We start from the raw sequence: 21440 nt of genomic DNA, 5'->3' as shown, positions 1-21440 counted from the left end.
GAACCATGATAGAGGTGGCGGGTCAAATGAAAAACAAGTGATTTCAATAGCTTATAAAAATTCTAAACTGCCGCTTCCTTATAGGCATTCTAAGCTGATGCGGCCTAAGCTGATGCGGCCTTCTGAACCGGCGCCACATCCGGCAGTTCGGCCCGCAGGCGGGTGATCTCGTCTTCCATCTTCTCCATGTTCGAGAAGAGGCGCTCGCTGGCGAGGCGCAGGAAGTAGAAGCCGAATTCGGGGTTCTGGAAATAGAGCTGGCGCACCTCGTCATAGGAGATGCTGAGCACCTCGCCGGCCTCGAGGCATTCGAGAGTCTGGGAGCGCGTGTTGTGCGGCGACATGAAGCCCATCTCGCCGACGACCTGGCCCTGCAGAAGCTCGATGTCGATTTCCTTCAGGCGGTAACGCCCGGAGATCGTGAAGTACATGCAATTGGCGATATCGCCCTTGGCAAAGAGCACTTCGCCGGACGTGGTCTGGCGGCGCGTCATGAAGGGCTTGAGCCACTCCATGGACAGGTCGCTCTTGGAGGCCTGCTTCACGCGCTTGATCAGGCCCAGCATCTGATACAACCGGACGCTGTTCAGCGGCAGCAGGATCAGGTTGACGACGATGCTCGGATAGTTCCCGGTGAACGAGGAGAAGATCAGGGAGCAGATATTGGCGCCGATCCCGATGCAACGCAGCGGGATGATGGTCTTCATGGCGCTGCCCGTGACAGCAAGGACTGCGCCGAACCAGCCGATTGCCTCGAACCAAGTCATGAATCCTCACCCCGCCTCTGATTTATCGTAACGGCATATACCACCAGGATAGGAATGAGCGCCAGCTACGCATTGGCGCATGGCCGAAGACTCTTAAGGGGAGTGCAGTCTCTCGGCGGGGGCGCCAACCGGCGCCCCCGACCAATGCTTCATCCCCGGAGAGGTCAGGGGCGGGGAGTCGAAACTTGGCCCGGCACGCTCAGGCCCCGGCGCTGGGAGGTTGTGCTTGCCCGCGGAGCGGCGGAAGAGGGGCGGACGCTGCTTCCGGAGACGGATGGTGGCGGCGGAACAGGATCGCGCGGCAGGACACCGGCTGGAATCGCCGAGTTGGAGCAACCGCTCAAGGCGAGTCCGGCAAGCAAGACGGCAGCAAAAGATACGAAATTACGCATGTCTTTACTCCATTAGGATTGCTGCAGAAGCTAGACCATAAGAAGAGGATGTCGAGTCTCGGAGTGCAGTGACAGTTCCTGGTCGCTGAATTGCTGGCCATGCCGTAAAGAAGTCCGCTCGATGAATGTCAGGCTGGAGCGTCGCTGGGCGTGAAGAAGCGCGCTCACCTTTCACTGACGTGGTCCTTCGGGTGGTTGACGCGGCCCCCAGGGCCGCACGAAGTGGTAGGAAAGATTCGCCCGAAGGGCTCCTCCGTAAGGCGGCAATGCCTAATTAGTAAAAGAGAATGAGAGAGGATTGCATGGAGGATCGTTTCCTCGTGAAGACAGCAGGCGCCCTGATCGCCCTCGTCGTTTGTTCCGGCTCAGCCTTGGCCAAGTGCCAGGACGGCCCTGGGCCGGGAGTAGATTGGTCCGGCTGCTCGAAGGCCCGCCTGATGCTGACCAACGAGGACTTGACGGGCACCAACTTCCAGCGCTCCCTGCTGACCTTGAGCGATTTCGCCTCTTCGAAGATGGCCGGGGCCAACCTGAGCGAGACGGAAGTCAGCCGTACCCGCTTCGAAGGGGCTGATCTGTCCAAGGCGAATTTCACCAAGGCACTCGGCTGGCGCGCCAATTTCGGCCAAGCCAATCTTAACGGTGCCGATTTCAGCTCTGCCGACATGAACCGCTCGAATTTTGCCCAGGTCAAAGCCGCGGGAGCGAATTTCAGCAAGTCGGAACTGAACCGGTCCGACTTCAGCGGTGCCGATCTTGCGGGCGCCAACATCTCGAAGGCAGAGCTCGCGCGGGTGCTCTTCCAAAGCGCGAAGATCGCCGGTGTGGACTTCAGTTATTCCAATCTTTCGCGATCCCGTTTGGATGGATTGGATCTGCGGAACGTGAATTTAACAGGCTCCTATCTTTATCTGACGCAAATTGGTGGTGCCGATCTGAGTGGCGCCACGGGTCTCACACAGGCGCAGATCGAGATCGCCTGCGGCACGGCGCAGACCAAACTTCCTGCCGGTCTCAATCCTCCGAAAACCTGGCCCTGCCAGGAAGAGGAGGAGTGAAGCCCGAACGTGTCCGGTGAAACCAAGCCGCAGCGTGGCCGTTGAACCTGGAGGAGCACAGTCTCAAATAGATTTTCGGTCCGTTTCTTTGAAGGAGTGCGTTCGATTTGACCACGCTCAAGGAATTCGAGGATGCCCTGCGCGAGCAGGGAATGAACATGGCACTCGCCATTCTGGAGAAGCTCCGCGAGCGTGATCGCTCCAAACGCTCCCTGGCCCCCGCGCGTCGCATCACCGGACGAAAGATGACGCCTGAACTCGCCCGTCGAATCCTGGAGCTGCACGGGACGACGGAGATGACCCAGCAGGAGATCGCCTTCCAACTGGGCGTCAATCAGGGGCGCGTGAACGAAGTGATCAAGCGTGGGAAGTGGCTCCATGACGATCCGAACGCGCCGGAGGCTATCGCGCGAGACAAGGCAAAGGCGCGCATGGCTAGCGTCGATGATCGAAAGCGGCCCGAACGCCGTGCGATGAAAACCCTCTCTTCATCGCAAAAGAAGAGTGCAAAGCCCAAGTCGAACAATCAGGCTCAATTGTTGCTGGGTGACCTGTAGCGGGGAGGGCGGCAGCGTTATCGCCAGAAAAAACCCCGCCCAAAGGGCAGGGTTGAGTGATCTCCTCGCCTTCGGTTGTCAAGCCGAAAACGCGATCATTAGGGCATGGCTTCAAAGTAAAGTCAAATGACTTTCAAGGTCTTGCCGCGAGACCTATTTTCTAAACGTTTGGATAAAATTCTTTTCGTCAAAAGTAGTACTACTTTTGCACCCATTGAATACTGATCGAATATGTAGGTGTTGCACCTTTGCCATAGCATTCTGGAGCGGAACAGGCTTAAGTTTCTACCGTGAGTCCACATCAAGGGGTTACGGTTATGAGAAAGTGCGTACTAAGCCTCCTCGCAGGGGTTGCAAGCGTAACGCTTGTTGCAGCCGCTGCCTCCGCTGCGGACCTACCGGTCCGTGCTGCCCCTCCGCCGGTCATCGCGGCCGTTCCGGTCTTCACCTGGACCGGCTTCTATATCGGTGGCAACCTCGGCTGGGGTTGGCGTAACAGCAACAATGACACTGTGTTCCTCGGAGGACCTGGCATTCCTGCCGGCATCGCCGGGGGCACGCTCATCTTCGATAACAACAACGACGGCGCCTTCACGGGCGGTGGCCAGATCGGCTACAACTACCAGATCGGCTCGTTCGTGATCGGTGTCGAGACCGACATCCAGGGGATCGACAACGGCAATAATGATGCGATCTTCATCCCAGGACCGGGCTTTGCCGGCGGCACCTTCGTCCCCGGCCGGTTTGAGAGCTCTGCGGATTGGTGGGGTTCGACGCGCGTGCGCGCCGGTGTGGCCTTCGATCGCGTCCTGATCTACGCCACCGGTGGTGTCGCCTACACGGACAACGACACCGGCTGGGCCGTCGGTGGCGGTCTCGAGTGGGCTCTGCCGACGAACTGGAACATGTTCGGCGGCACCAGCGCGGTCACTCTCGGCCTTGAGGGCCTGTGGGTCAGCATCGATCAGAGCGATAACAATAATGGTTCTGTCGGGACCTTCCAGCCGGTTGCCGGCCCGGCGGTCGATGTGTTCCTGCCGCGGACCAACAACGATCAGGACTTCTTCGTCGCCCGTGCCAAGCTGAACTTCAAGTTCGGCACGTACTGATCGGTCGATACAAAGACGGAAAGGCCCGGGGATTTCCCGGGCCTTTTTTGCATGGGTCTCGATCTCTGACCGGATGGAAGAGCCGCGCTCGGAAGGAGGTAGCCGCGACCATGTCCTTTGAGAGGATCTATGGTCGCGGCCCCGGCCCGTGTTTGCCCCCACGGGAAGCTAAGCCCTAAACCCTGGAAACGTGACTTCAATGAGGCATGAGCTAGGGCGTAAGATTTTAGAAAAAAAGTTCGGAACCAAATACGGCTCTCGACGTTTATTGACATCTCCGGTCACTTTTGCCCCTACGGCCGGACACCTTAAAGAGCACCTCCGGGTGCTCTTTCTTTTTTGGAATTCCTCGCTTTTCAACTCGAATCGCTGTCGTACCTAAGCTTAAAAAGCGGGAATTCCGCGTTCAAGCGTCCCAAGCGTGGCAATGTCTGCATGGCTGCAAAGCTGGCTTTCGGACGTAGGCGCTCAGCCCAATGTGCGTTCGTCCGCGATCACCTTCCCGTCGTTCGGAAGGCTTCCGGGGTGTGCAAACGAGACCTGCCCCTTGAGTTTGAGAACGTTCTGCAACGACGCTCCGAGCGACGCCGCGAGAGCATCGGTCGGGCCGTCCGTTTCCGCCATCAGCGTCATGACGTCGGCCTCGCCCTCACGGGTGACCACGAGGCGCAGGCGGCCGAGTTCGGGATGGCGCCGGCCGATCTCCGCCACCTGCTCGGGCCGCACGAACATCCCCTTGACCTTGGTGGCTTGATCCGCGCGGCCCATCCATCCCTTGATGCGCATGTTGGTCCGGCCGCAGGGGCTGAGACCGCTCATGGCCGCGGTCAGGTCCCCGAGAGCGAGGCGGAGGATAGGATGGTGCGGATCGAGCGTTGTCACGACGATCTCGCCGACGTCGCCTTCCGGCACAGGGTCGCCCGTGCCCGGCCGCACGATCTCGACGATGACGTCCTCACTGACGACGAGCCCTTCGCGGGCCGAGGTCTCGTAGGCGATGAAGCCGAGATCTGCCGTCGCATAGGCCTGGTAGGCCTCGATGCCTTTCGCTGAAAACTCTTCCTGCAGCGACTTCGGAAAAGCCGCCCCGGAGACGAGCGCGCGCCTGATGGACGAAACATCGCGGCCGGACGATGCTGCGCCGTCGAGCAGGATCTTCAGGAAATCCGGCGTGCCGCAAAACGCGACGGGGCGATAGGCCTCGATCAGCTCGAATTGCTGCTCGGTGTTGCCAGGACCCGCCGGGATGACGGCGCAGCCGAGGGCGCGCGCGCCGGAATCCATGATGAAGCCACCGGGGGTCAGGTGGTAGCTGAAGGTGTTGAGCACCACGTCGCCGCGCCGAAACCCGGCGGCGAAAAGGCCGCGCGCCGCGCGCCAGGGATCCGGCGCATCGGTTTCCGGCTCGAAGATCGGGCCGGGCGACGTGAAAAGGCGGCCGAAGGAGCCCGGCGCACCGGAGACAAACCCGCCGAAGGGCAGGGCGGCTTTCTGCAGGCCCGGCAGTTCGGATTTGCGCAGCACCGGCAGGGTGGCGAGCGCTTCGCGGCTCCTGATGCCGTCGAGATCGATGCCTGCGAAGCGCTCCGCATAGGCGGGGGCTTTGGCCGCCTGCTTCAGGATCTCCGGCAGCCGGGCGCAGAGTGCAGCTTCGCGCTCGGCGGGATCGCGGGTCTCAAGGGTGTCGAAGGTATCGGACAAGGCTGTATTCCTGACTTTCTGACGCGTCACGCCAGCCAGCGCTTGCGGCGCTTGTAGCTTTTCACGGCGCGGAAGGATTTGCGGTCGCCCTCGGAAACCCCAAGATAGAATTCCTTCACGTCCTCGTTCTCGCGCAGCATCCGGGCTGGTCCGTCCATCACGACGCGGCCCGTTTCCAGGATATAGCCGTAGGTGGCGTATTTCAGCGCCATGTTGGTGTTCTGCTCGGCGAGCAGGAAGGACACGCCCTCCGACGTGTTGAGGATGCGCACGATCTCGAAGATTTCTTCCACGATCTGCGGCGCGAGACCCATGGACGGCTCGTCGAGCAGGATCATGGAGGGGCGCGACATCATCGCCCGGCCGATGGCGCACATCTGCTGCTCGCCGCCGGAGGTGTAGCCCGCCATGGAGGTGCGCCTCTGCTTCAGGCGCGGGAAATAGTCGTAGATCGCCTCCAGGTCGCGCCGGATGGCGGCATTGCCGTCCCGACGCGTGAAGGCGCCGGTGAGCAGGTTCTCCTCGATGGTGAGATGGCCGAAGCAATGGCGGCCTTCGAGAACCTGGATGCAGCCGCGCCGCACCAGTTCGTTGGGCGAAAGCCTGTCGACCCGCTCGCCCTTGAATTCGATCGACCCCTTCGTCACCTCGCCGCGCTCCGCGTGGAGCAGGTTGGAAATGGCCTTGAGCGTCGTCGTCTTGCCAGCGCCGTTCGCGCCGAGCAGCGCCACGATGCCGCCCTTGGGAACGTTGAGGGACACGCCTTTCAGCACGAGGATGACATGGTCGTAGACGACCTCGATGTTGTTGACGGTCAGGACGGTTTCGGCCGGGGCTGGCGCATTGTCGGCATCCGGCCGAATGGCATTGGACATGAGATGGTTCCTCAGATGTCTGTCTGCGTAAGTGGTTGAACCGAGGTCGTGGGCGCCCCTCCCGTCATGGCCGGGCTTGTCCCGGCCATCCCGATTTAAGGAGCATACTGCTTCAATAAATTGGGATCACCGGCACAAGGCCGGTGATGACGGTGGAGGCGTATCAGCTTGCCTTGTCGCAAGCCTCAGTCCGCTTGGGCCAGCCGGCGTTCTTCTCGGCATAGTCCTTCGCGGCCGCGTCGAGCTGGCCTTTCACGCGGTCGGTCATGGGCTCGATGGGGTCGGAAATCTTCACCCACTTCGCGCCGTCCCATTCCTGCATGAAGGCGGGGCGATGGCCGTTATGATCGGCGCAGCTCAAGGTGAGGGTCTCCGTGAAGCCTTCGAGGCCCAGTTCCTTCAGTCGGGCTGGATCGAGCTTGATGTTCTCCATGCCGCGGCGCACGTCCTCGCCGGTCACCGTCTTCTTGCCGGTGATCTTCTGGGCCTGGGCGATGCCTTCGGCGATCAGCAGCGAGTTGTAGATTCCGCGATTGTAGAGAAGCTCGCCGACCTTGTCCTTCTGGGCCTTGGACATGCCCTTGTCGACCACGTGCTTCTGGATGTCCTGGATCGCCGGGAAGTTGGTGCCCACCGCGTGCCAGTTGAGCATCTTGAAGCCCTTGGCGCCGCCGCCGCCGCTCCGGGCGTCGTCCTCGCCCGGCCACCAGACCGAGTAGAACTTGTCCATCGGGTAGCCTGAGCGCACCGCTTCCTTGATCGCCGCGCCGTTCATGGAGCCCCAGCCCCACATGATCATGTAGTCGGGCCGGTCGCGGCGCGCCGAGAGCCATTGCGAGGACTGGTTCTGCATGTCCTGGGCGGCGACGGGATAGAGCGCCACCTCGAAGCCGATGTCCTTGGCGAGTTCCTGGAGCAGCGGGACCGGCTCCTTGCCGAAGGCGGCGTCGAGATGGATGAAGCCGATCTTCTTGCCTTTCAGCTTCTCGAGGCCGCCTTCCTTCTGGCCGATATACTTGATGATCATCGACAGGCCGTCCCAATAGGTGTCCGGCGGGTTGAACACCCAGGGGAAGATGTCGCCGCGCGCCGAGGCCGAGAGGCCGTAGGCCATGGAAAGGATCGGGATCTTGTCCACGGAGGCGCGCGGAATGAGCGGCAGCGTGATGCCGGTGGACCACGGATTGACGACGACCGGGTTCTTGCCCTTCACGGCCTCGTAGCATTCGACGCCTTTCTTGGTGTCGTAGCCGGTCTCGCATTCCTCCAGCACGAGCTTCACGCCGCCGATGCCGCCGTCGCGCTGGTTCAGCATCTCGAGATAGTCGTGCATGCCGTCGGCGATGAAGGTGCCCGAGCCCGCGAAGGGGCCGGTGCGATAGGTGAAGAGGGGGACGTAGATCGAATCCTGCGCGAAGGCGGGCAGGGCAGTGCCCGCGAGCATCGTCGCGGTGGCGAGTCCAAGGCTTAATTTGCGAAACGACATGGTTGCGTTTCCTCCCATTGTATCGGCCGAGAAGCCGACTTCTTGTTGCCTGTTCCGTCTCCTTTGGGTCCGGTCGTCAGTAGGGGAACGGCCAGACCAGGAGCTTCTGCTTGCCGATCTGCCAGAGCCGCGCRAGGCCGTGCGGTTCCACGATCAGGAAAAAGATGATGAGCGCGCCCACGATCATGAAGCGCAGATGCTCGATGACGTCGGCTCCGACCGAGAGGCCGAAGGGCGACAGCATGGCCGGAAGCACGATGCCGAGCACGATGGGCAGGATGAAGATCAGCGCCGCGCCGAAGAACGAGCCGATGAGGCTCCCCAATCCTCCGATGATCACCATGAACAGCATGAAGAAGGACTGGTTGATGTTGAACACGTCGTATTCCGCGCCGCCATACCAAAGGAAGACGAGCAGCGCGCCGGCGACGCCGCAGTAATAGGACGAAACCGCGAAGGCGAGGAGCTTCGTCTGGAGCGGCCGAATGCCCATGAGCTCGGCCGCGAGATCCATGTCGCGGATCGCGATCCACATGCGCCCGATGCGGCCGTGGATGAGGTTCGAGGCGAGCCAGGTGAGGAGGATCACGATGGTCAGCACCACCAAGTAGCGCGTCTGCGGCGTCGCGTTCGGCCCCATGATCGGAACGCCGAAGAGGGTGCGTAAGGGCGCGTCGAGCGCGCCCGAGACATTGTAGTTCACGAGCCACGGGATACGGATGAAGCACCATTGCAGGAAGAACTGGGCGGCAAGCGTCGCGACCGCCAGGTAGAAGCCCTTGATGCGTAAGGAAGGTAGGCCGAACAGGGCGCCGATCGCGGCGGAGAAGAAGCCCGACACGAAGATCCAGACGATCACGTTCACGCCCGGGAAGGCCGTCATCAGCTTGTAGCAGGCATAGGCGCCCACACCCATGAAGGCGCCGGTGCCGAGCGACAGAAGGCCCGTATAGCCGGTGAGGATGTTGAGGCCGATGGCCGCGAGGGAGAATACCAGGAACGGGATCAGCACCGCCTGGAGCAGGAAGTTGCTGCCGAAAAAGGCGAGCGCATAGGCGGCCAGGATGATGAGCGCCAGTCCGATCCGGTCTTCCCGCAAGGGGAAGATCGCGCTGTCCGCGACGTAGTTGGTCTTGAACTGGCCGGCCTCGCGGTAGAGCACTGAGACGTCTCCCTAAATCCGTTCGATGATCTTTTCGCCGAACAGACCCTGCGGCCTGTAGAGCAGGAAGAGGAGGGCGATGACGTAGGCGAGCCACGTCTCGACGCCGCCGCCGACCAGCGGCCCCCAGTAGAATTCCCCGAGCTTCTCGCCGACCCCGACGATAAGCCCGCCGATGATGGCACCGGGGATCGATGTGAAGCCGCCGAGGATGAGCACGGGCAACGCCTTGAGCGCGATGACCTGGAGCGAGAACGACACGCCGGAGCGCGCACCCCACATGATGCCCGCCACCAGCGCCACGACGCCGGCGGCGAACCACACGATCACCCAGATCTGGTTGAGCGAGATGCCCACGGAGAGCGCCGCCTTGTGGCTGTCGGCTACGGCGCGGAGCGCCCGGCCGATGCGCGTCTTGGAGAAGAACACGGCGAGCAGGCCGATCATGATCGACGCGATGATTGCGGCGGCGATGTCGAGATGCTGGAAGCGCACCATGCCTCCGAGCATCTCCACCTCCGTCGTGCCCTGAGGCAGGAAGAGCTGCTCCGTGATCATTTCCCTCGGGCTGCCGCCGAAGATGAGCTCGCCGAAGCCGATGAGGAAATAGGTGAGCCCGAAGGTCGCCATGAAGAGGATGATGTCGGGCTGGTTGACGAGCGGACGAAGCACCACCCGCTCGACCACCATGGCGAGAATGAGCATGGCGAGAGCCGCCAGGACGAGCGCCAGGAAAGCCGGCACCCCCTTCTCGTAGAGGCCGACCAGGATCAGGGCGGCGAACACGACCATGATGCCCTGGGCGAAGTTGAACACCCCGGAGGCCTTGAAGATGAGCACGAAGCCGAGCGCGATCAGGGCGTAGAGTACGCCCGAGACGAGACCTTCCCAAAGGGTCTGGATCAGGAGATCCGGCGCCTCGCCCATGAAGACGAAGGGTTCGATGAAGACCTTGTAGAGCATGTCCATCGTCAAGAACCCTTCAATGCGCCACGCCGAGATAGGCGTCGATCACGCGCTGGTTGCTCTTGACCTCGGCCGGCGTGCCGTCGGCGATCTTGCGGCCGTATTCCAGCACCACGACCCGGTCGGAGAGGTCCATCACAACGCCCATGTCATGCTCGATCAGCGCGATGGTGGTGCCGTATTGCTGGTTCACCTCCAGAATGAAGCGGGACATGTCCTCTTTCTCTTCGAGGTTCATGCCCGCCATGGGCTCGTCGAGAAGCAGCAGCTCCGGCTCCATGGCCAGGGCCCGCCCGAGTTCGACCCGCTTCTGAAGGCCGTAGGGCAGGCGCCCGACCGGAACCTTCCTGATGTGCTGGATCTCGAGAAAGTCGATGATCTCCTCGACGAAACGGCGGTGCTCGACCTCCTCCTTCATGGCCGGGCCATGGCGGAAGAGCTGCCAGAAGAAGTTCGAGTGCATCTTGATCGAGCGGCCGGCCATGATGTTGTCGAGGGTCGACATGCTCTTGAAGAGGGCCACGTTCTGGAACGTGCGGGCGATGCCGCCGCGCGCGGCCTCGTAGGGCCGCATCTTCGGCCGCTTGACGCCCTTGAAGGTGATGCGGCCTTCGGTGGGATAGTAGAAGCCGTTGATGCAGTTGAGCATCGAGGTCTTGCCCGCGCCGTTCGGCCCGATGATGGCGCGGATCTCACTCTTGCGGATGTCGAACGACACGTCGGTGAGAGCCTTCACGCCGCCGAAGCCGAGAGAGACATTGTCCACGGCGAGCAGCACATCGCCCTTGCCCATGACAGGATGATCGGGTGCTCTCATTCCGCCGCCTCCAGCACCGGTCCCGACTCCGTGGTTGGGTAGAGCTTCATGTCCCTGATCCTGACCCGCGCGGAGATCACGCCCTTGCGCCCATCCTCGAACGTGACTTCCGTGGAAATGTCGGCCTCGCTGGAGCCGTCATAGAGTGCGTCGATGAGGGGCGCGTAGCGCTCTGCGATGAAACCGCGGCGCACCTTCTGCGTGCGCGTGAGCTCGCCGTCGTCGGCATCGAGCTCCTTGTGCAGGATGAGGAAGCGCCTGATCTGGGCCCCGCCCATGCGCGGCTCGGAGGCGAGCGAGCGGTTCACCTCGTCCACGTGCTTCTCGATCATGTCGTAGACCAGCTTATGGCCCGCGAGTTCCTGGTAGGACGCGTAGGTCACGCCGTTCCGCTCGGCCCAGTTGCTCACCGCCACGAGATCGATGTTGATGAAGGCGGCCACATAGTCGCGCCCATCGCCGAAGCAGACCGATTCCTTGATGTTGGGATAGAATTTCAGCTTGTTCTCGACGTATTTCGGCGGGAAGAGCGCGCCGTCGCGCATTCGGCCGACATCCTTTGCCCGGTCGATGATCTTCAAATGGCCGTTCTGGTCGAAGAAGCCGGCATCGCCCGAATGTACGAAGCCGTCCGGCGTCTTCGTCTCCGCCGTCTTCTCATCGTCCTTGTAATAGCCCACGAAGATGCCGGGCGAGCGGTAGAGGACCTCGCCGTTGTCGGCGATGCGGATCTCCACCTGCGGGGCCGGGCGGCCCACCGTGTCGGCGCGGATTTCGCCGTTGGGCTGCATGGTGATGTAGACGGATGCCTCCGTCTGCCCATAGAGCTGCTTCAGGTTCACGCCGATGGAGCGATAGAAGCGGAAGATCTCCGGCCCGATGGCCTCGCCCGCCGTGTAGCCGACCTTCACCCGCGTCATGCCGAAGCGGTTGCGTAAGGGCGCATAGACCAGCACGTTGCCGATCTGCCAGAGCAGACGGTCCCAGGCGCCGACGCCCGGCTCTCCATTCAGGATCTTCTCGCCCACCTTGTTGGCGTGCCGGATGAAGAAGCGGAACATGCGCCGCTTGAGGGCGCCCGCATCCTCGATGCGCACCATGGTCAGCGTCAGCATGCTCTCGAAGACGCGCGGCGGCGCGAAGACGTAGGTCGCGCCGATCTCGCGGCGGTCCTCCGCCACGGTCTCGGGGCTCTCAGGGCAGTTGACGCAAAGCCCCGAGAGGATCGCCTGCGCATAGGAGAAGATGTGGTCGCCGACCCAGGCGATGGGCAGATAGGCGATGATCTCGTCCGTCTCGTCGAGCTTGTCGAAATCGCAGCCGATCTCCGCGGCGGCGATCACCGCATCGGAGGTCAGCATCACGCCCTTCGGCCGCCCGGTCGTGCCGGAGGTGTAGAGAATGATGGCGAGGTCGGAGCCTTTGCCGTCCTGCAGCGCCTGATCGATGGCGGCGGCCTCCTCAGCATCGGTCAGGCGGGCGCGGCCCTCTTCCACGACGGATTCGATGGAGTGGAGCCGGCCATGATCGTAGTCGCGCAGGCCCTTCTGCTCGTCGTAGAGCACGCGTTCGAGCTGCGGCAGCTGGTCCGAGACGGACAGGATCTTGTCGACCTGCTCCTGATCCTGCACGGCCGCGTGGGTCACCTCGGCATGGGCCAGCACATAGGCCATCTCCTCCGCGACCGAGTCCGCATAGACCGGGATCGGGATCGCGCCGAGCCATTGGGCGGCGCAGATGCTCCAGTAGAGATACGGGCGGTTGTAGCCGATGATGGCGATCTTGCCGCCGCGCTTCAGGCCCAGCGATTGCAGGCCGCAGGCATAGGCCCGGACGATGTCATGCACCTCGCCCCAGGTCCAGGATTGCCAGATGCCGAGATCCTTGTGCCGAAACGCGGTGCGCTTCGGGCGGACACGCGCATTGCGCACCAGTAATTTCGGGAATGTGTCCGCGCGCGCATCCGCAGCCGTCGTCAACGACGTCACCCTCCCTGGCAGCCGCGCGTCGAGACGCGTGGTATGGCTTCGCTTCCTCTGGCGCACGGGATGTCCCCGTGCGTTCGCCGATCTGTGCCGGCTTGCCCGGTTCGGGCTTTGTTGGGGGGTATTCTGTCGCGCCCGTCAGAGGACGGCAAGGTGCCGGCCACCGCTACCATGGGCTAATACGGCGATAGACGGAGCGAAGCTGCCTCCGTCAGGGAGGTCCGGCGTCACGGCACTGCGGTCAGAGCGGCGGGCTCGATCTCGTGGGACCTGACGATGCGTTCGATGCCGACCGTGTTCTTGATGCGATAGAGCCGCGCCTCATCCTCGTCCGACATGAAGCAGACGATGCAATAGATGCGGTGATCCGAGCTGCCCGAGGACGGCTTGGCGATGCGGACGAGCTGTCCGATGTGGAATGCCTCTTTCATCAGCGCCTCCAACCCCTTGGGATGCGATGAACGCGAGCTTGGCGGATTGTGGGCGAGCGGGAAGGTCGCCTGTCAGTCCCTCAAGCTTGGATGTTCTCCCCGACCCCTTCCAGGTTCACCCGGATCAAGCCGGATGGCTGAGGCAAAACGATGGCGATTTGACATTTCCGACACACGCCGCGTCACGATGTCTTTATCCGTGCGCAATGACGTGGAAGAAGCTCCCGGTCACATGCCCGATGCGGTGCCCGGCCAAGCCCAGAGCGTTCCCTTCCGCATCCGTGATCGCCGCGAAAGCGGTCTCCCGCGAGGGATCGCTTTGTGTCACCGCGGCATAATGGAATTCATGGCCGACGAGGCGCTGTCCCACCCGACCCATGGCCCCGTCACCGAGCAGGTGCGCCACCCGGTAGCCGAGATGCATTTTGCGCTTGGCATAGCTCGTCTCGACCGGCAGGAGGCCCGCCATGGGATGCGTGTTCCCGTCGCCATCCTCCAGTGATCGGCCGAGAACCATGTAGCCCCCGCACTCGCCGTGGACCGGCTTGGTCTCGGCGAAGCGGCGGAGGCCATCGAGAAAGCGCTTCGCTCCGGCGATGCGCCCCGCGTGAAGCTCGGGATATCCCCCGGGCAGCCAGCAGACATCGCAATCCTCAGGCGGTGGTTCGTCGGCCAGAGGGGAGAAGGGAACGATCTCCGCGCCGGCGGCGCGCCAGCCTGAGAGCACATGCGGATAGACGAAGGAGAAGGCCTTGTCCGAGGCGAGCGCGATTCGCTGTCCCGGCGGCGGCAGCGGCTTGGCGTTTCCGGTGCCGTGAAGCCGCGTCGGGCGGGCGAGGACGATGAGCCGGTCGATGTCGAGCGAGTTTTCAACCGCATCGGCAAGTCGTTCCAGACGTCTATCAAGCTCGTCGGTCTCGCCGGCCTGGACGAGGCCGAGATGGCGCTCAGGCAGGGTCAGTTCCGTGTTGCGGGTCATGGCGCCGAGGACCGGCAGGCCGATCCGCGCCATGCCGTCCTCGACCAGCCTCCGGTGGCGCTCGCTCGCGACCTTGTTCAGCACCACCCCGGCCACCTCGATCCGAGGGTCGAACCGGGCGCAGCCGAGCGCAACGGCGGCGGCCGATTGCGCATGGCCCGACACGTCGAGGACGAGGATCACCGGCCAGCCGAACAGGGCCGCGATGTCGGCGCTGGCGCCGGTCCGTCCGGTCTCCTGACGGATGCCGTCGAAGAGCCCCATGGAGCCTTCCGCGAGGACAAGATCGGCGTCGCCGGCCACCTGGGATGCAAGGGTTTCCAGGAGCGGGGTGCTCATGGCGAAGCTGTCGAGGTTGAAGCTCGGCGCACTCGTGGCTGCGGCGTGGAAGGCGGGATCGATGTAATCCGGCCCGCATTTCATGCCGCGCACCCGCAGGCCCCGCCGGGCCAAGGCGCGTTGGAGCCCGAGCACGACGGTCGTCTTGCCGGAGCCGGAGCGCGGCGCCGCGATGAGGAGGCCCGGCGCGACGCTCATTGGGCGGCCTCGCTGCCGAATTCGAGCAGATGATTGGCGATGGCTGAGCGGAAGGCCGCGATGGCCCCGATGGCGACGATGGCCGGCGAGCGGATGAGCCCTTCCTCCGCCAGCTTCGGCAGGGTTTCGAGGGTTCCTTCCACGACGCTTTCCTTGGCGGTCGTCGCCCCGTGCACGGCCAAGGCCGGCGTATGGCCCGCGAGCCCGCCTTCCATGAGCTGCGCCACGATGGCCGGGAGGCTCGACACGGCCATGTAAAGTACGATGGGCGCCCCGGTCCGGGCAAGAGAGGCCCACTCGATCTCGCTGTCCGGAGCGGCATGACCGGTGGCGAGGATGACCGCATGGTTCGATTTGCGCATGGTCGCCGGAACGCCATGGATGGCAAGCGACGCGAGGCCGCTCGACACGCCGGGAATGATGCGGAAGGAAATCCCGGCATCGGACAGGGCCAGCGCTTCCTCGCCGCCACGCCCGAAGATGAAGGGATCGCCGCCCTTGAGGCGCAGCACCCGCTTGCCTTCGCGGGCGAGCTGGATCAGCCGCTCGCAAATATCGCGCTGGACGGCGGAGGGCTTGCCGCCCCGCTTGCCGGCGAATTCGAGGGTGGCTCCCTCGCGGGCCAGGGCCAGCACGGCCGGATCGACGAGGGCGTCGTACACGATGGCATCGGCCGCCGCGAGGGCGTTCAGGGCATGGATCGTGAGCAGGCCGGGATCGCCCGGACCGGCGCCGACGAGCCAGACGGTGCCCGGCGCGAAGGGGGGCGAGAGGCGGGACAGGGAGGTCATGCGGGCCTCCGGGCAGGGCCGGGGGCCACGAGGTGGCTGTTGGAATTCATGGGGACGATGTAAGAGGGCGTATGGACGAGAGTAAACCCGCCGGATCGTTGCGCCGTGGCTGGACCACGGGCGCCTGCGCCACGGCGGCGGCCAAGGCGGCGTACCTTGGATGGCGGACAGGCGATTTTCCCGACCCCGTTGAGATCGTGCTTCCGGGCGGAGCGCGGCCGGCTTTCTGTCTCGCTATGCAGGAATTTTGCGACGGCGGCGTGCGCGTCGGAATCGTCAAGGATGCGGGCGACGATCCAGACGTGACGCACGGCGCTCTGGTGGTGGCGACCGTTCGTGCCGGTGCGCCGGGCTCCGGGATCACATTCCGTGCAGGCGAGGGTGTCGGCACGGTCACCCGCGCCGGTCTGCCCCTGCCGCCGGGCGAGCCCGCCATCAATCCGGCCCCGCGCCAGATGATCCGCGACAACCTGGAGGAAGCCGCGCGCAGCGTCGGCGGGCCTCTGGATATCGAGGTCGAGATCTCCATTCCGGGCGGGGAGGCGATCGCGCAGAAGACCCTCAACCCACGCCTCGGCATCCTGGGCGGCCTGTCGATCCTCGGCACGACCGGTGTGGTGGTGCCCTATTCCTGCTCCGCGTGGATCCACAGCATCTATCGGGGCATTGATGTCGCCCGCGCGGGCGGCATCGATCATGTGGCGGGCGCGACAGGCTCGACCTCCGAGAAGGCCGTGCAGATCCTGCACGACCTGCCGGATCATGCCCTCATCGACATGGGCGACTTCGCCGGCGGTATGCTGAAATACCTGCGCCGCAACCCGGTTCCTCGCGTGACCATCGCGGGCGGCATCGCCAAGATGACTAAGCTCGGACAGGGATTGCTCGACCTGCACTCGCGCTCGGGCGCGGTCGATCTTGACTGGCTGGCCGAGCGTCTCGCCGAGGCTGGTGCGGGAGCGAGCGTCGTGGAGGAGGCACGCAGCGCCAATACGGCGCTCGAAGTCCTGGAAATGGCAAAGAGCCTCGATCTTCCGCTCGGAGACGTGGTGGCGCAGCATGCCTGGCGCACGGCCGCCAAGGCCTTGCGCGGAGCCGAGATCGCCCTTGAGATCGTGGTGTTCGACCGCAACGGAGAGCTTGTCGGCCGCATGCCATTCCACCCTGTCGCCTGACATCGCGCGGCTCATCGGCTATTCCCGCCAGGACGAAAACGGCGGTCGTAATCGGTCGAGTAAAGAGCGCTCTCGCGGAAGTCTCTTGCCTCCAAAGTTCGTCCGACCAGGATCAGCGCGGTGCGTTCCAGCTTCTCGGCGCGGACCATGGCGGCGATGGTGGACAGCGTCCCTTTGATCACCCGCTCGTCCGGCCACGACGCGCGCCAGACGACGGCCGCCGGACAATCGGACCCGTAAAAGGGCAGCAGGTCCTCGACCACCTGTTCGATCACGTGGATCGACAGGTGAATGGCAAGTGTCGCCCTGGTCTGCGCGAAGGTGGCAAGACGCTCTGTCTCCGGCATGGCGGAGGCGCGGCCCGAGGTGCGGGTGAGGACGAGCGATTGACCGACCTCCGGCACCGTGAGCTCGCGCCCCAATGCGGCGGCGGCGGCCGCGAAGGCCGGAACGCCGGGCGTGATCGTGTAGGGAATACCGAGAGCATCGAGGCGTCGCAACTGCTCGCCCATGGCACTCCAGATCGAAAGATCGCCGGAATGAAGCCGCGCCACATCTTCACCGTTCTCGTGAGCCCGCACGTATTCCGCCGTGATGGCATCGAGATCGAGGGGGGCCGTGTCGACGAGCCGGGCGCCGGGCGGGCACCAGGAGAGGATCTCCGGCGGCACGATGGACCCTGCGTAGAGGCAGACAGGGCAGCGTTCGATCAGGGAGCGACCCCGCACGGTGATGAGATCGGCAGCGCCAGGGCCTGCTCCGATGAAATGAACGGTCATGGAGCGATCTCCAGGCGCGCAAGGGCGCAGGTGACGGACGCGGAAGCGATGCGCGTCAGAACGAGAACGGCTTCTGATCCCGCCGCGGCCAGTGCGGCCGCTTCCGCCACTGATCCAACACCGTGAGCAGCGAGAGCACGTGCAGACAGCGTGTGTACGCGAGGTGCGGCTGCAAGCATGTCTTGATCGCGAACCCTTATCGCGACAACCGCGAGCTTGCGCGCTGCATCGGTGAATGCAGGTACATCGGCCAGCGCATCAATGGTCGCGAGTTTGGACAACTCGTTTCGCGTGAGTGAAGCACGCTCCAACGCCTGCTCCACGAGCGCGACGATCTCCTCGACCGCGACGCTGCGCCTGAATCCGATACCTGCCACGATCATGGCTTCACCACCACCCATTGCGTGACAGGCATCGCCGCCCGCCAGCCATGCATGCCGCCGATGGGTTCAAGGCGCGAGACCGCCAAGCGCCGCATGGTGCCGCCGTGCCGTGCGTAGAGCGAGCCGAGCAGGGTCTCGGTCTCCAGCGTGACGCCGTTGACGACGAGGCGCCCACCGGGTTTCAGCGCGGCCCAAGCGGCGTCGAATACGCCCGCTTCCGACGCACCGCCGCCAATGAAGATGGCATCCGGCGCCGGCAGGTCGGTCAGTGCTTCCGGGGCGCGTCCGACACGGATGTCGAGTGCCGTTGCGCCGAGTTCCTGCGCATTGCGCCAGGCCCGCTCGGCCCGCTCAGTACGCTCCTCGATTCCGATGCAGCGGTTACGGGGGTGACGCAGGCACCATTCGATGCCGACGGAGCCGGCGCCCAGGCCGATATCCCACAGCAGCTCGCCGGCTTTCGGCGCGAGCGCCGCGAGGGTCAGCGCACGGATTTCCGCCTTGGTGAGCTGGCCGTCGTTCTCGAAAAAGGCATCGGGCAGTCCCGGTGCGAGGGGGACGATACGCGCATCTCTTGACGCCGCGACCTCGATGGCGACCGTGTTGAGCGGATCGATCTCCATGATGGCGAAATCGGCAGCATTCGTGCGGCGGATGCGCTCGCGCGGACCGCCCATGGCTTCGCACACGGTAATCGCCGAGGCGCCGAACCCGCGCGTCTTCAGTACTTCCGCTAGCATGCCCGGCGTCGAGCCGTCCCAGGAGAGGGCAAGAATGTGGGCGCCGGGCTGCAGATGGGGGATGATCCGTTCCAACGCCCTGCCGTGCAGGCTCACGCAATCGCAATCCGGCAGCGACCAGCCAAGGCGCGACGCCGCAAGGCTGAAGGCGGAGGGTTGCGGAAAACAGGCGATTTCCTCCGCCGGAATGAGACGCGCAAGCTCCGCTCCGACGCCGAAGTGGAACGGGTCTCCGGTCGCGAGAACACAGGTCGGTTCGCCGCGACGGTCGAGGATCAGCGCGTAGGCCTCCGCGAAGGGGCTGGGCCATGGTTGTGTTCGGCCGGAGAGGGGAGCGGCCAGCTCGAGATGGCGCGTGCCGCCGATGACGAATGCGGCCTGATCGAGAGCAGCCAGGGCCGCCGGGGAGAGGCCTGCGCGCCCATCCTCGCCGATGCCGACGATGGTGAGCCAGGGTGTGTTCGGCGCCATGCTCGACTCCTGCTCAGAATTCGGAGAAAAGGAACGCATGCGCATCCTCATTCTGGGCGGTACCACGGAAGCCTCCGCGCTCGCGGCGCGGCTTGCGGGCCGATCCGATGTCAGCCCGCTCCTGTCCATGGCCGGCCGCACCAGCGACCCGCGCCCCATGCCGATCCCGACCCGAATCGGCGGCTTCGGAGGCGTGGCGGGGCTTGCCGCTTTTCTGCGTAAGGAGAGTATCGAGGCTGTGATCGACGCGACCCATCCCTTCGCGGCCGTGATGTCCCGCAACGCGGCCGAGGCGTGCGCCCTGGATCAGGTGCCGCTGCTCGCCCTTCGCCGCCCGGCCTGGACCGCCCAGGCAGGCGATCGATGGATCGATGTGCCCTCGATGCAGGCGGCCGTTCAGGCTTTGGGCGAGTCTCCGCGACGCGTGTTCCTCACGGTTGGCCGTCTCGAACTCGCTCCTTTCGCGGCAGCGCCGCAGCACACCTATCTCGTGCGGACCATCGAGCCCATCGGCGATGCCCTGCCGGTGGCGGGCGTCATCGCGGTTCAGGATCGAGCGCCGTTCCATGAAGATGCCGAGCGGGTGCTGATGGAACGCGAGCGCGTCGACGTGGTGGTAACCAAGAATTCCGGCGGATCGGCGACCTATCCGAAGATCGCGGCGGCGCGGTCGCTCGGTCTTTCTGTCGTCATGGTGGCGCGACCGGACAAGCCGCAGGGTGTCGATGAAGTCGCGAGTGCCGACGCAGCGCTCGATTGGCTGGAGAACCTTCACGGCCGTGCTCCGTAGAAGCGCGGCGTGTAGACGTAAGGTGTCGCACCGTCAGGCCGCTCGATCAGCCGCGTGGTGGAGGCGCCGACGATGACGATGGTCGACATATCGGCCATGGAGGCTTCCACCTCGGCGAGCGGTACGATCCCGATCCGCTCGTCGGGGCGTCCGACCGCGCGGGCCAGGATGATCGGCGTGTCGGGCCCGCGCGTCTCCGCGACGATCTTGAAGGCCGCGCCGAGCTGCCAGGGCCGGGCGGAGGAAATGGGGTTGTAGAGCGCCACCGTGAAATCGGCCGTAACGGCGGCTCTCAGGCGCGCCTCGACGATCTCCCAGGGCTTCAGGTTGTCGGACAGCGACATGGCGCAGAAATCGCCGCCGAGCGGTGCGCCGACGCGAGCCGCCGCCGCGAGCATCGCCGTGATGCCGGGCTCCACGCGGATGTCGAGGCCGCGCCAGGATGGATCGCCATTCTCCACCGCCTCAAACACGGCCGCCGCCATGGCGAAGACGCCGGGATCGCCGCCGGAGACCACGGCGACGTGGGCACCTTTCGCCGCAAGATCGAGCGCGAAGCGCGCGCGGTCGAGTTCGACGCGGTTGTCGGACGCGTGCCGCCGCAGGTCCGGCCGTTCCGGCACGCGGTCCACATAAGGTCCGTAACCGACGATGTCGGTCGCGGAGGCGAGCGCGTCGGAGGCGGAAGGAGTCAGATAGCGCGGATCGCCCGGGCCGAGGCCCACGATGGTGAGGACGCCTGTCATACGCGCCTCCCTTGCCCCGGCACGATGATGAGCGAGAAATACGGCGCGTCCCAATTCTCGGGCAGTTCGGGCAGCGGAACGATTCTCTCCTCCGCCATGGTCGCGCGTTCCACGTAGATGGCGCGTTCGAAAAGGCCCGTGGATTGAAGCACCGCGCGCACCTTCGGCAGGTGGCTTCCGAGCTTCATGACCACGGCGGCATCGGTGCCCGAGAGACGGTGCGTCAGCTCCATCTCGGGCAACGTGCCGGGCACGACCGTGAGCACGTCGTCGCCCCAGGTGATCGGTGCACCCGCTCGGGTCCAGGCGCCCGACATGGCGGTGACGGCCGGTACGACTTCAATCGGTATACGGTCCTTCAGTCGCCACCAGAGATGCATGAAGGAGCCGTAGAAGAAGGGATCGCCTTCGCACAGAACTCCGACTGTGTACCCCGCCTCGACCTCTGCGAGGAGGCGCGCGGCCGCTTCCTCGTAGAACGGGTTGAGGGCAGCGGCGTAATCGGGATGATCGGCCGGGATCTCGGTCGTGACCGGATAGACCAGTGCGATTTCGCGCTCCGGGTTTTGCCCCACGATGGCATCCGCGATGGTGCGGGCATTGCCGCGCCGCCCGCGCTTGCAGAAATGGACGAGCCGGTCGGCCGTCTCCAGCAGCTTGCGGGCGCGCACGGTCATGTAGTCGGGATTGCCCGGGCCGAGACCGAGCCCGAAGAGGCGGATGGGATCCTGCATGGTCATCGG

At 64.3% G+C, this 21440-nt stretch carries 21 protein-coding genes; 5 read left to right on the top strand and 16 right to left on the bottom strand.

Annotation, left to right across the window (positions count from 1 at the left end; translation table 11 throughout):
• Positions 1–104 precede the first annotated feature (104 nt).
• A complete protein-coding gene (locus AB4097_RS09670) occupies positions 105–767 on the bottom strand; it encodes a Crp/Fnr family transcriptional regulator (RefSeq protein WP_442038866.1) in 663 nt (220 codons plus the stop codon).
• Positions 768–1596: 829 nt separating this feature from the next.
• Here AB4097_RS09670 and AB4097_RS09665 point away from each other — a divergent pair.
• From AB4097_RS09665 to AB4097_RS09655, 3 genes are all read left to right on the top strand, one after another.
• Positions 1597–2217: a pentapeptide repeat-containing protein gene (locus AB4097_RS09665; RefSeq protein WP_442038864.1), complete on the top strand. Its 621-nt coding sequence runs from the start codon at positions 1597–1599 to the stop codon at positions 2215–2217.
• Between the two features lie 107 nt (positions 2218–2324).
• Entirely contained in the window at positions 2325–2774 is a 450-nt protein-coding gene (locus AB4097_RS09660; RefSeq protein ID WP_442038862.1) for an RNA polymerase subunit sigma-70, read from the top strand.
• A gap of 317 nt (positions 2775–3091) precedes the next feature.
• Positions 3092–3883, top strand: a complete 792-nt coding sequence (locus AB4097_RS09655) for an outer membrane protein (protein WP_442038860.1) — start codon at positions 3092–3094, stop codon at positions 3881–3883.
• A 468-nt stretch (positions 3884–4351) separates the two neighbouring features.
• On the opposite strand, the gene AB4097_RS09650 is transcribed toward AB4097_RS09655, so the two are convergent.
• The 10 genes from AB4097_RS09650 to cobA all read right to left on the bottom strand — a co-directional run bounded on the left by AB4097_RS09650 (position 4352) and on the right by cobA (position 15613).
• Complete coding sequence (locus AB4097_RS09650; RefSeq protein WP_442038858.1) at positions 4352–5584, bottom strand: phenylacetate--CoA ligase family protein; 1233 nt, start codon at positions 5582–5584, stop codon at positions 4352–4354.
• 26 nt (positions 5585–5610) lie between these two features.
• A complete protein-coding gene (locus tag AB4097_RS09645; protein WP_442038856.1) occupies positions 5611–6459 on the bottom strand; it encodes an ABC transporter ATP-binding protein in 849 nt (282 codons plus the stop codon).
• 163 nt (positions 6460–6622) lie between these two features.
• Entirely contained in the window at positions 6623–7945 is a 1323-nt protein-coding gene (locus AB4097_RS09640; RefSeq protein WP_442038854.1) for an ABC transporter substrate-binding protein, read from the bottom strand.
• Between the two features lie 76 nt (positions 7946–8021).
• The gene (locus tag AB4097_RS09635) at positions 8022–9107 is read right to left on the bottom strand and encodes a branched-chain amino acid ABC transporter permease (protein ID WP_442038852.1); all 1086 of its coding nucleotides are present in this window, start codon (positions 9105–9107) and stop codon (positions 8022–8024) included.
• Between the two features lie 12 nt (positions 9108–9119).
• Positions 9120–10076 carry a branched-chain amino acid ABC transporter permease gene (locus AB4097_RS09630; RefSeq protein WP_442038896.1) on the bottom strand — a complete coding sequence of 319 codons (957 nt, stop codon included), beginning with the start codon at positions 10074–10076 and terminating at the stop codon, positions 9120–9122.
• Positions 10077–10089: 13 nt separating this feature from the next.
• On the bottom strand, positions 10090–10890 hold the full coding sequence (locus AB4097_RS09625; RefSeq protein ID WP_442038850.1) for an ABC transporter ATP-binding protein: 801 nt from the start codon (positions 10888–10890) through the stop codon (positions 10090–10092).
• The gene (locus tag AB4097_RS09620) at positions 10887–12878 is read right to left on the bottom strand and encodes an AMP-dependent synthetase/ligase (protein WP_442038894.1); all 1992 of its coding nucleotides are present in this window, start codon (positions 12876–12878) and stop codon (positions 10887–10889) included. Before AB4097_RS09620 ends, AB4097_RS09625 begins: the two co-directional genes overlap by 4 nt.
• Positions 12879–13102: 224 nt before the next feature.
• Positions 13103–13306, bottom strand: a complete 204-nt coding sequence (locus AB4097_RS09615; RefSeq protein ID WP_442038848.1) for a hypothetical protein — start codon at positions 13304–13306, stop codon at positions 13103–13105.
• A 193-nt stretch (positions 13307–13499) separates the two neighbouring features.
• Positions 13500–14822: a cobyrinate a,c-diamide synthase gene (locus AB4097_RS09610; protein WP_442038846.1), complete on the bottom strand. Its 1323-nt coding sequence runs from the start codon at positions 14820–14822 to the stop codon at positions 13500–13502.
• Positions 14819–15613: a uroporphyrinogen-III C-methyltransferase gene (gene cobA, locus AB4097_RS09605; RefSeq protein ID WP_442038844.1), complete on the bottom strand. Its 795-nt coding sequence runs from the start codon at positions 15611–15613 to the stop codon at positions 14819–14821. Before cobA ends, AB4097_RS09610 begins: the two co-directional genes overlap by 4 nt.
• 71 nt (positions 15614–15684) lie before the next feature.
• On the opposite strand from cobA, the gene AB4097_RS09600 reads away from it, so the two are divergent.
• Positions 15685–16788, top strand: a complete 1104-nt coding sequence (locus AB4097_RS09600) for a cobalt-precorrin-5B (C(1))-methyltransferase (RefSeq protein ID WP_442038842.1) — start codon at positions 15685–15687, stop codon at positions 16786–16788.
• Between the two features lie 11 nt (positions 16789–16799).
• Here the strand turns inward: AB4097_RS09600 and cobM are convergent, their stop codons facing one another.
• The 3 genes from cobM to cbiE are packed head-to-tail and all read right to left on the bottom strand — an operon-like array spanning position 16800 to position 19161.
• Positions 16800–17567, bottom strand: coding sequence for a precorrin-4 C(11)-methyltransferase (gene cobM / locus AB4097_RS09595; protein WP_442038840.1), 768 nt, complete (start codon positions 17565–17567; stop codon positions 16800–16802).
• Positions 17564–17950 (bottom strand): cobalamin biosynthesis protein, encoded by a 387-nt coding sequence (locus AB4097_RS09590; RefSeq protein WP_442038838.1) that lies wholly within the window; start codon positions 17948–17950, stop codon positions 17564–17566. Before AB4097_RS09590 ends, cobM begins: the two co-directional genes overlap by 4 nt.
• Positions 17947–19161, bottom strand: coding sequence for a precorrin-6y C5,15-methyltransferase (decarboxylating) subunit CbiE (cbiE, locus tag AB4097_RS09585; RefSeq protein WP_442038836.1), 1215 nt, complete (start codon positions 19159–19161; stop codon positions 17947–17949). The genes AB4097_RS09590 and cbiE overlap by 4 nt, the downstream gene beginning before the upstream one ends.
• A gap of 37 nt (positions 19162–19198) precedes the next feature.
• Between cbiE and AB4097_RS09580 the strand changes: the two genes are divergently transcribed.
• Positions 19199–19951, top strand: a complete 753-nt coding sequence (locus AB4097_RS09580) for a cobalt-precorrin-6A reductase (RefSeq protein ID WP_442038834.1) — start codon at positions 19199–19201, stop codon at positions 19949–19951.
• Here the strand turns inward: AB4097_RS09580 and cobJ are convergent.
• Complete coding sequence (gene cobJ / locus AB4097_RS09575) at positions 19933–20697, bottom strand: precorrin-3B C(17)-methyltransferase (RefSeq protein WP_442038832.1); 765 nt, start codon at positions 20695–20697, stop codon at positions 19933–19935. The two genes, AB4097_RS09580 and cobJ, sit on opposite strands and share 19 nt — an antisense overlap.
• Positions 20694–21437 carry a precorrin-2 C(20)-methyltransferase gene (locus AB4097_RS09570; RefSeq protein WP_442038830.1) on the bottom strand — a complete coding sequence of 248 codons (744 nt, stop codon included), beginning with the start codon at positions 21435–21437 and terminating at the stop codon, positions 20694–20696. Before AB4097_RS09570 ends, cobJ begins: the two co-directional genes overlap by 4 nt.
• Between the last annotated feature and the right edge of the window lie 3 nt (positions 21438–21440).

This window comes from Microvirga sp. 2MCAF35 (assembly GCF_052115545.1).
In the GTDB taxonomy this organism is placed as follows: Bacteria; Pseudomonadota; Alphaproteobacteria; order Rhizobiales; family Beijerinckiaceae; genus Microvirga.
The sequence above is the reverse complement of the archived record's forward strand: the minus strand, read 5'-3'. Positions and strand labels throughout refer to the sequence as shown.